The 10,062-nt window shown below is 39.7% G+C and carries 9 protein-coding genes and 1 tRNA gene; 5 read left to right on the forward strand and 5 right to left on the reverse strand.

Annotation, left to right across the window (positions count from 1 at the left end; genetic code table 11):
* Positions 1-549: 549 nt before the first annotated feature.
* Positions 550-1,065, reverse strand: a complete 516-nt coding sequence (locus tag IQ228_RS13250; protein WP_051424250.1) for a hypothetical protein — start codon at positions 1,063-1,065, stop codon at positions 550-552.
* A 70-nt stretch (positions 1,066-1,135) separates the two neighbouring features.
* Complete coding sequence (locus tag IQ228_RS13255; protein ID WP_193963082.1) at positions 1,136-2,197, reverse strand: D-alanine--D-alanine ligase family protein; 1,062 nt, start codon at positions 2,195-2,197, stop codon at positions 1,136-1,138.
* Between the two features lie 252 nt (positions 2,198-2,449).
* Here IQ228_RS13255 and IQ228_RS13260 point away from each other — a divergent pair, with 252 nt between their 5' ends.
* Positions 2,450-2,611 carry a hypothetical protein gene (locus IQ228_RS13260; protein ID WP_160170607.1) on the forward strand — a complete coding sequence of 54 codons (162 nt, stop codon included), beginning with the start codon at positions 2,450-2,452 and terminating at the stop codon, positions 2,609-2,611.
* Between the two features lie 45 nt (positions 2,612-2,656).
* On the opposite strand, the gene IQ228_RS13265 is transcribed toward IQ228_RS13260, so the two are convergent.
* Positions 2,657-4,066 (reverse strand): 1-acyl-sn-glycerol-3-phosphate acyltransferase, encoded by a 1,410-nt coding sequence (locus tag IQ228_RS13265; RefSeq protein WP_027401601.1) that lies wholly within the window; start codon positions 4,064-4,066, stop codon positions 2,657-2,659.
* Between the two features lie 30 nt (positions 4,067-4,096).
* Positions 4,097-4,273 (reverse strand): hypothetical protein, encoded by a 177-nt coding sequence (locus IQ228_RS13270; RefSeq protein WP_193963085.1) that lies wholly within the window; start codon positions 4,271-4,273, stop codon positions 4,097-4,099.
* A 265-nt stretch (positions 4,274-4,538) separates the two neighbouring features.
* Between IQ228_RS13270 and IQ228_RS13275 the strand changes: the two genes are divergently transcribed.
* Positions 4,539-5,171 (forward strand): DUF938 domain-containing protein, encoded by a 633-nt coding sequence (locus IQ228_RS13275; protein ID WP_027401602.1) that lies wholly within the window; start codon positions 4,539-4,541, stop codon positions 5,169-5,171.
* Positions 5,172-5,246: 75 nt separating this feature from the next.
* On the opposite strand, the gene IQ228_RS13280 is transcribed toward IQ228_RS13275, so the two are convergent.
* Positions 5,247-5,319 (reverse strand) — tRNA-Ala (locus IQ228_RS13280).
* Positions 5,320-5,398: 79 nt separating this feature from the next.
* Here IQ228_RS13280 and IQ228_RS13285 point away from each other — a divergent pair.
* The 3 genes from IQ228_RS13285 to IQ228_RS13295 all read left to right on the forward strand — a co-directional run.
* Entirely contained in the window at positions 5,399-6,286 is an 888-nt protein-coding gene (locus IQ228_RS13285; protein ID WP_193963087.1) for a rhodanese-related sulfurtransferase, read from the forward strand.
* Between the two features lie 185 nt (positions 6,287-6,471).
* Positions 6,472-9,375 (forward strand): aminomethyl-transferring glycine dehydrogenase, encoded by a 2,904-nt coding sequence (gcvP, locus tag IQ228_RS13290; RefSeq protein WP_193963089.1) that lies wholly within the window; start codon positions 6,472-6,474, stop codon positions 9,373-9,375.
* Between the two features lie 342 nt (positions 9,376-9,717).
* Positions 9,718-10,062, forward strand: a 345-nt coding sequence (locus IQ228_RS13295; protein ID WP_193963091.1) for a hypothetical protein, incomplete at its 3' end; no start/stop codon positions are given.

Raw genomic sequence — 10,062 nt, forward strand, 5'->3', positions numbered from 1 at the left:
CCAAAAACCTAACCCCCCTGCCCCCTTCCCTACGAGGGAAGGGGGTTTTCAAAGCCTCTCCCCGCTTCGGGGAGAGGTTTGGAGAGGGGTCTGTTTATACATTAAAAACTTTTCAAACACCCTCTAAGATACAAGGTTGTTATAAATAAAAAGAGAGTGGGAGAAGGCATACCAAAAGCCTAAAATCTCCCACTCTACATTTACTGCTGTAGCGGTTGGGAACATATATAAATACTGCCAGTTATTTAGGGGGGTTGATTTAACAACGACAGTATTGATATGCGGTTAATATTCCCTTTGCAGCAAATGTCAAATCTGATTATTGTGATTATTTTTGATTCAATTAATGGTCAGATGGTGTTTATAAATCATTGTTATTTATGCTAAAAAACATGAGCATAAATTAAGGGATTGTCTGAAATAATCAATATTTAGTAAACGTTAATAACCACAGAATTGAGGTTGTTTATCTTGCATCAATGTAACTTAGGTAATTAAAACTTGGTTGCCAAGTTGGCATTTTCTTAAAAGTCTTGTATTGCCAGGTTTTTAGAGAAATCGTGAATCTTGTCTGTCTTTGACAAGTTCTGTATTGGCATGAAGGGGATAGATTTTTTCTGGAGGCGAAATTATGAGCAAATTTTTACTATTAGTGGGTTTATAACGCTTTCGGGAGGGCCTTTTTTGACTATTGCGATGGCGTTGACTAGTTCTTGTGCTTTCTTTGGAATTTTGTAATAGGTAGAAAATTACAAATGAACCGCTAGAACAGCAGAAGATGACGGCAATGATCAACCATAGAGGTAGGGGATTACTAGTATCGGAAAATGTAGAAATGGTTGATTGTACGGGGATGTATGGAGTTTCTGCCTGTTTTATCTGTGGCACATAGCCAATATAAATTAGTTGATTATAGGCAATAATTACAACTCCTATCGGAATTATTAACAAACTCAAGAACCAGATTCCAGGGTATTTTTTCAGTAGATTTACTAGAATTCTTCCAGTGTTTCGCTTTTCTTTTAACTCTTGTTCATTATCCATCACATTAATCACATAAATCATATTTATGACAATAGGAAAAAGAAATATTTTCCCCTTTCAACTAATCCGCTATCTCCTATCCCTAATCCCCTTAATTAATGGGAGAATGCCTGGCGATCGCTAGTTGAATTAACTGATGTACTAATTGGGCAAAGGGTATACCAGTATTAGCCCATAGTTGGGGATACATACTTGTGGAGGTAAATCCTGGGAAAGTGTTAATTTCGTTAATAAAAAGTTCTCCGGTAGCTTCTACATAGAAAAAGTCTACTCTGGATAAACCAGCGGCATCAACAGCCGCAAAGGCTTGTAAAGCCATGTCTTGAATTTGCTGTGCCACTGTATCTGGTAAATTTGCGGGAATGAATAAATCGGCTTTCCCAGGGGTATATTTGGTTTCGTAATCGTAAAAATCACTATCAAAGGTAATTTCACCAACAACGGAGGCTTTGGGGTTTTCGTTACCTAAAACGGCACATTCGACTTCTCTGGCTACAACTCCAGCTTCGACAATAATTCGCCTATCATGGGTGGCGGCATTATCTAAAGCTGTTTCTAATTCTTGACGCGATCGCACTTTGGCAATTCCCACTGACGAACCTAGATTAGCAGGTTTGACAAAGCAGGGATAGCCCAATGTGGCTTCAATTTCATCACACAGCTTGGGAAATACACAAGCATTTGACCAAACTTGCTCTCTGCTGACAGCAATATATTTTACTTGAGGTAATCCCGCTTGGGCAAAAGCCATTTTCATGGCAATTTTATCCATTCCTATGGCTGAACCCAAGACTCCAGAACCCACAAAGGGAACTTGCATCAAAGTTAGTAAACCTTGAATTGTACCATCTTCGCCATTAGGACCATGAAGCACGGGAAACCAAAGATCAACTTCTTGAGTTTCTGGGGGAAATTGCCATAAATTAGGGGTTATGGAGGGGATTTCATGGGGAACACCAGATGCTAAAACCTGTTGTGCAGTAACTCCTGCTTGCCAACTGCCATTCTTTTGAATGTAGAAAGGTAAAACTTCGTATTCTTTAGCATTTTCTTCTAAAGTGAGGGCATGAGCGATCGCCCCGGCTGAAATTATTGAAACCTCATGTTCTCCAGAACGTCCACCAAACAGTAAACCCACCCGTAACTTAGTCATTTTCTTCTATATCTCCACAGATTCGCAATTTCTATTATCACCAAAAAAAGGGAACAGGTCATATCAAATCCGGTTAAATTCACATAGTAAGTAACTGAACAAAAATATTGACAGTCATTGCGAGGGAAGGGAAGCAATCACAACCCTTGGAATTGCTTCATTTCACTTCGTTCCATACGGCTAACGCTGCGCTAACGCAATGACATTGTGTAATTAATTCTGTCTCACTACTTAAAGCTGTGGTTAGTTTGCGTGGACATATTTTCTATTTTCATCCTTCAATTTACCAATATCGGGGTTTCTGGTTTTTTGGCGATCGCTCTCAGCAAGTATAATAAAGTAGATGAGGTCATCTCAAAATATTTTGATGTTCCTTTACCTGAAGATATTTTGAATAGTTTCGCCGATAGATGAAACTATTACAAACCCTCTTCGCGCCTCTGCGTCTGGAGTGTAAACTTAGTCCTGAATTAACCCTTCCAACATCACTTGTAAATCCTGCGTCAACTCACTTACACCCTTTCGCAAAGCTTGTTTATTCCCTTGACAATTTTCCCATCTTGTATTCACATTAATCGGTTCACCAACAAAAATCATAGCTTGTTTCCAACCTAAACGCGGTCTTCCTGGTAAAGTAGAATTCTGAATGCGAGACAACATATCAAACATTAATAAAAGCGTTTCTGCAAATCTTTCTGGTGTGGGTTTTTGGAGAATATAATCAGCAGTAACCGCCACAAAACTTTCAGCAATTCTCATGTGCTGCATTTTCAAATCGGCTTCTTCAGCTACCCAATCAGCTAGACCCCGTTTAAAAGGTGGTAAACTTGGAATATCGGCAATATCATCTCGATAAATATAATTCCAACCAGCATCCTCTAAACGGCGACATCTATCAATAAAATTACCTTGAGGCTGGATATTAAAATACTTTTCCGTAATTTTCAAAGCAGTGTCCATCAAACGGTTTAATCTAGTAGTTAACAATTCATTTATAGGAACTTCTGAACTGATAATTTCTGGAAAATCCTGATGATAGAAACGGCGATAAAATTCCTCCATTTCCGAAATTAGATATTCAGCTAAACGTAAAACCCGCTGATATAAAATTCCTTCCCGTTCCTTTCCATTTGTACTAAGTTCCGTCCCAGGTAAACCGCTATCAGCTTCCAATTTAGATAAAAGCCAATCTATTTTTTGCCAAGGGGGATTAACATAACTATATTTAATGCCAATAGGAATAATAAAAACCTGTTCTTCGCGGTTAGCCTTTTTTAAATCTTCCACACACCAAAAACCTAACTGTGCCACACCCGGTTCTAAAGGACTGACTATACTACTATGTCCATTTGTACCACCTTCAGGAGCGATCGCAATCGGCATTTCGGCATTAGCAAATAATTCCCTGGCCATTTGGATAGCATTTCTATCTACGCGCTTACCCCTACGAATTGGTACACCACCAAGTCTAGAAAATAACCATCCTAACCACTTTCCTGCCCATAAAGTCATTCCTCGTTCATACATAAAATGACTGTGAACAGGGTATTTGAGACTAATACCTTTTTCCCTGGCTGCCTGGGGGACAATCCGTGATAGTAGGTATAACATAGATAGAGGATCTTCCACCTCTGGGTGACGGAAAGCAATTAAAAATCGGACTTTACCTGCTTGAAATTCGTGGTATAATTTAGCTAAAACTTCGGCGTTTTTAGCTTCAATATTGACAATACCCGCAGGTAGCCAAGGTCTAGTTCTTACCCGCAAAATCAAAGGCAAAAACCAAGACACGACTTTAACAACGAAGGGATTATGACGTTGAGGAATAAATTTTAGGGGAGGTTGGGTAGAATGAATAGACTTAGGCAAATTGTTCTCCTGTAGTGTGGCAAAAAAAAGCTAAAATTGAGCGATCGCTGCTAATTTCATTGTCAGTAACCCAGCCCTAAAGGGACTGGGCTTGCAAGAGTAATCAAGCAAGCCGTACTGACCAGACCACCCTGAGTTTACTCTCATGGTAGCCGTTATTTGAGTCACGACACCCCGGAATGCGTTGCTAGTTCCCTGCTCTGTCATTTGCAATTAAACAGTTTTAAGGTCACTGAAACAGTGTTGCAAGTCTAAAAAGCTCTTATAACTGGTCGTTCGCGCAGCGTGCCGTAGGCATCAGCTAACATTACCCCAGAAATGGGAGTTGGTTTCCAGGTTCCAATCAAAAATCTGGTTTTAATTTTAATATCCACAGCGGTTAGAACCGCTCGTGTCGTTTCCCTCTCAGGTCTAAAGACGCGCTCGTTTCCCACTTACCGGGTATTCTTATGATAGTGAATGCTCACCCAATATGAACACACCCGCAGACCAGCGAAGATTTGCCCCCGCAACCCAGCGCAACCGCGAACCCATTCTAGAATTGCTTTTACAAATATTGCCTCAACATGGGACTATTTTAGAAATAGCCAGTGGCACAGGTGAACACGCTACATTTTTCTCCTATCACCTCGCACCTCGGCAATGGCTACCTTCAGATCCTAACCCAGAACTGCGTGCTAGTATTAGAGCCTGGGCTGAATTTTTTCCCTGTAAAGCCCTGCAACCACCCCTAGATTTAGATGCCAGTTCACCAATATGGCCAGTAGAAACAAAACCATTACCAGAGCCTCCTATTTCTGCTATTGTCAATATTAACATGATTCATATTTCCCCTTGGTCAGCCTGTTTAGGACTAATGGCAGGGGCTGGACGGATTCTGCCATCAGGTGGTATTCTCTACTTATATGGTCCCTATAAACAAAATGGTGAACATACCGCACCCAGTAACGCTGCGTTTGATGAGTCTTTGCAAGCGCAAAATCCAGACTGGGGAGTGCGTAACCTAGAAGATGTAGTTAAAGCTGCTGAAGCCCAAAATCTGATATTGCACCAAACTTACCCCATGCCAGCAAATAACCTTTCCTTAGTATTTAAACATAATTAGGGTTTGCTGAATTTAAATGCGGCTTTTATTCTTTGCGCCTTTGCGCCTTTGCGTGAGACGTATTTCGTAAATTAATGGAGGTTAGCGGACTCGAACCGCTGACATCCTGCTTGCAAAGCAGGCGCTCTACCAACTGAGCTAAACCCCCAAGCGTGTTTTTTATGTAAAAAGGGCTGATCTTACATAACTAAGTCATCATAAACTATTATTATTAATTTGCCAAGACCATGAACCAAGAAAATCAGACAGTTGTTGCTGCACTATATAAATTCGTGAATCTCCCTGATTGTAGAGAACTACAAGCAGCCTTATTATCCCTTTGTCAGTCACAAGGAATCAAAGGAACTATCTTACTAGCACAGGAAGGAATTAACGGCACAATTGCCGGTTCTCGTCAGCAAATTGACACAGTTCTAGCCTTTCTTCGCAATGATTCACGGTTTGCAGATTTAGAACATAAAGAATCCTACACAGAAATTCCCCCATTTGAGCGGTTAAAAATCCGCTTAAAGCCAGAAATTGTCACTTTAGGCTTACCAGAAGTAAACCCGGCGGAAAAAGTAGGAACTTATGTCAAACCCGAAGACTGGAATGATTTAATTTCTAACCCAGAAGTCACAGTCATTGATACCCGCAATGATTATGAAGTCACCATTGGGACTTTCAAAGGAGCAGAAAATCCGCAAACTCAGATATTTCGAGATTTTCCCGAATATGTACAAAAACATCTTGACCCCAAAAAGCATAAAAAAGTAGCAATGTTTTGTACTGGAGGAATTCGTTGCGAAAAAGCCTCATCTTATCTACTTTCTCAAGGTTTTGAAGAAATTTATCACCTCAAAGGAGGCATTCTCAAATATCTAGAAGAAGTTCCCCAAGAAGAAAGTTTATGGGAAGGAGAATGTTTTATTTTTGATGAAAGAGTCACAGTTAGTCATAACTTAGAAACAGGAAATCAGGAATTATGCTTTTGTTGTGGATATCCCGTTTCCGAAGCAGATAAAAATTCCCCAGAATATGAAAAAAGTATTTCCTGTCCTCACTGTTTCCACACCTTAACACCCGAAAAAAGAAAGCGACTACAGCAAAAATGGAAACATTACCAAACTAAATAAAACGTAAACCCACAAACTTGCCATAGGCATAAATCTCTTCATTCTCCACCTCTGTGACCTCTGTGCCTCTGTGGTTAGTTAAAAAACCCTATTTACAACTCACATAGAATTGCTATAGAAAAAACCCTAATATCCAAAAGTGATCATTACAATATATTAATACAGAAACCTTTGGAGAACAACTTGTGGTAGCTAATCCCCCGCGCACTCAACCTCATACTAGTCAAAAATTAGGCAACTTTGCACAAAGACACATTGCACCAAAACCCGATGATGTTCAGCAAATGCTAGATTTATTAGGTCTTTCCAGCCTTGATGATCTAATTGATAAAACAGTACCACAGGCAATCCGGTTTCATCAAACCCTAAACCTACCAGCAGCACAAAGCGAATTTGCAGCACTGGCAAAATTAAAGCAAATAGCTGATAAAAATCAGGTTTATCGCTCATTTATCGGCATGGGATATTATGACTGTATTACCCCTACCGTCATTCAACGCAACATCTTAGAAAATCCCGGTTGGTATACAGCTTACACCCCTTATCAGCCAGAAATTGCCCAAGGACGTTTGGAAGCGTTATTAAATTTCCAAACCATGATTATTGACTTAACGGGTTTAGAAATTGCTAACGCCTCTTTGCTTGACGAAGGGACAGCAGCCGCAGAAGCCATGAGTATGAGTTATGGTGTGTGCAAAAATAAATCCCATAGCTATTTTGTTTCTAGTGAATGTCATCCTCAAACCATTGATGTTTTGCAAACACGCGCCAAACCTTTAGGCATAAACATCATTATCGGTGATCATCAAACCTTTGATTTTACCGAAACTATCTTTGGTGCAGTTCTGCAATATCCCGCAACTGACGGGACAATTTACGACTATCGCCATTTTATCACACAGTCCCATGCTCAGGGTGCATTGGTGACAATAGCCGCAGATCCTTTAAGTTTAACATTACTCACACCCCCCGGTGAATTAGGGGCTGATATTGCTGTAGGCAGCACCCAACGCTTCGGTATTCCCTTGGGATTTGGGGGACCACACGCTGCTTATTTTGCCACGAAGGAAGAGTATAAACGGCTCGTTCCAGGGCGTATTGTAGGGGTATCAAAAGATATTCATGGTAAACCTGCATACCGTTTAGCTTTGCAAACCCGTGAACAACACATCCGCAGAGATAAGGCCACCAGTAATATTTGCACGGCACAGGTTTTATTGGCAGTGATGGCGAGTATGTATGCAGTTTATCATGGACCCGATGGACTCAGAGCGATCGCCCAAAATATCCATGAACTTACCGCAACTTTAGCCGCAGGATTGCAAAAGTTAGGTTATAAAATCAGTTCGGAAAACTTCTTTGATACCTTGCGGGTAGAATTAGGAAATACCAAATTAGAAGCAATTCTCGACGCTGCACATGAGAGAAATATCAACTTGAGAATTTTTGATAATTCCACAGTTGGTATTTCCTTAGATGAAACTACAACAGAAACAGATTTAATTGATATTTGGCAAATTTTCGCACTCAAAGATCAACTACCTTTTACTGTGGAAGAATTACCAATTACCAATTCTCAATTATCACGTCAAAGTAAATATCTTACCCATCCAGTTTTTAACCGTTATCATTCTGAAACTGAGTTATTACGTTATTTGCATCAACTAGAAAGCAAGGATTTATCATTAACCACCTCAATGATTCCCTTGGGTTCTTGTACCATGAAGTTAAACGCAACTTCGGAAATGATTCCCGTCACTTGGGCAGAATTTGGTAAAATCCATCCTTTTGCGCCAATTTCCCAAACTAGAGGTTATCAAATCCTCTTCCAACAACTAGAAGCATGGTTAGGAGAAATTACAGGTTTTGCGGGAATTTCCTTACAACCAAATGCAGGTTCTCAAGGTGAATATGCGGGACTTTTGGTAATTCATGAATATCATCAAAGTCGGGGAGAAGGACACAGAAACGTTTGTTTAATTCCCCAATCTGCACATGGTACAAATCCCGCGAGTGCGGTAATGTGTGGAATGAAAGTTGTGGGAGTTGCTTGTGATGATCATGGTAATATTGATGTTGAAGATCTAAAAGCCAAAGCTGAAAAACATAGTCATGAATTATCAGCTTTAATGGTGACATATCCGTCAACTCATGGGGTATTTGAAGAAGCAATTCAAGAAATTTGTGCGGTAATTCATAGTCACGGTGGACAAGTTTACATGGACGGCGCTAATATGAATGCCCAAGTGGGTATTTGTCGTCCTGGTGATATTGGTGCAGATGTCTGTCATTTGAACTTACACAAAACTTTCTGTATTCCTCATGGTGGTGGTGGTCCCGGTATGGGTCCCATTGGTGTCGCTTCCCACCTTGTCCCGTTTTTACCAGGACATTTTGTGACGACAATACAGGAAAATAATCCAAAATCCAAAATCCAAAATCCAAAATCAAGTGGTGCTGTTTCTGCTGCACCTTGGGGTAGTGCAAGTATCTTAGTGATTTCTTGGATGTATATTATCATGATGGGTGCAGATGGGTTGACGGAAGCAACCAAAATTGCGATTTTGAATGCTAATTACATGGCTAAGAAATTGGAATCATATTATCCGGTTTTGTATCAGGGAAAAAATGGTTTAGTGGCACATGAATGTATTTTAGATTTGCGAAGTTTGAAGAAATCAGCGCAGATTGAAATTGATGATGTTGCGAAGCGGTTAATGGATTATGGTTTTCATGCACCTACTGTTTCTTGGCCTGTTGCTGGGACAATTATGGTAGAACCAACGGAAAGTGAATCTAAACAGGAATTAGATAGATTTTGTGATGCTTTGATTGCGATTCGTGAGGAAGTTGCCGCAATTGAATCTGGTAAAATGGATATTCACGATAATCTTTTGAAAAATGCCCCTCACACTGCGGAAAGTTTGATTGTTGGTGAGTGGAATCATCCCTATTCCCGTGAACAAGCTGCTTATCCTGCACCTTGGAATAAGGAATATAAGTTCTGGCCAAGTGTGGGGAGAATTGACGCGGCTTTTGGGGATAGGAATTTTGTTTGTTCTTGTTTACCGATGGAGGCTTATAATTAGTTAATTGTAGGGTGCGTTAATGAAATGTAACGCACCGTTTTGATTGTGGGATAAGGTGCGTTACGCTGGCGCTAACGCACCTACAACAATTGTGAGGGGAAATCGTTTGTTGACGGTAAAGGCTTGAAAATTGATTTGCATAAATATATTAAATAAGGGGTAGTGATATTGAGGAAATACTGACCGGAATATTTATTTTACATGGAGTTGGGACAAAAACTGCACGATTCCTTACTAGAATATAAACCATAATATTGCTTCATATTTATACCTTAGTTATTCTTGCATCATGTAAATTTTGAGACTATAATTGAAAGGTAAACTCTTGAATCATAAAATAATATGGTGTCCTTTCATTGTTTTCGTGATGGCAAATGCGAGTGGAACAAGGGATTAAAAGATTTTGCTGATCAATTTAATAAGACTTATGAAAAAGATTATAGTCTTTCTAAATGTCTTGATATTTCCAAAAAAGAGACAAAGCAACCAGAGGTATTACTAGAAGCATCCGGTGATCAATCAATGGTCATTGAATGCAAACAGATAGTTTATCCTAAAGATTACTATCAAAAGCATAGACATTTTCACGATTTTTTTAGTTCTTTTCAAAAAGCTTTTGAAAGAGATTTAAGGAATGCTCTACCTGAAGATTTATATCAGATTACCATAAATGCTGTCTCTTATACA

It is taken from the genome of Dolichospermum sp. LEGE 00246 (assembly GCF_015207865.1).
In the GTDB taxonomy this organism is placed as follows: Bacteria; Cyanobacteriota; Cyanobacteriia; order Cyanobacteriales; family Nostocaceae; genus Dolichospermum; species Dolichospermum heterosporum.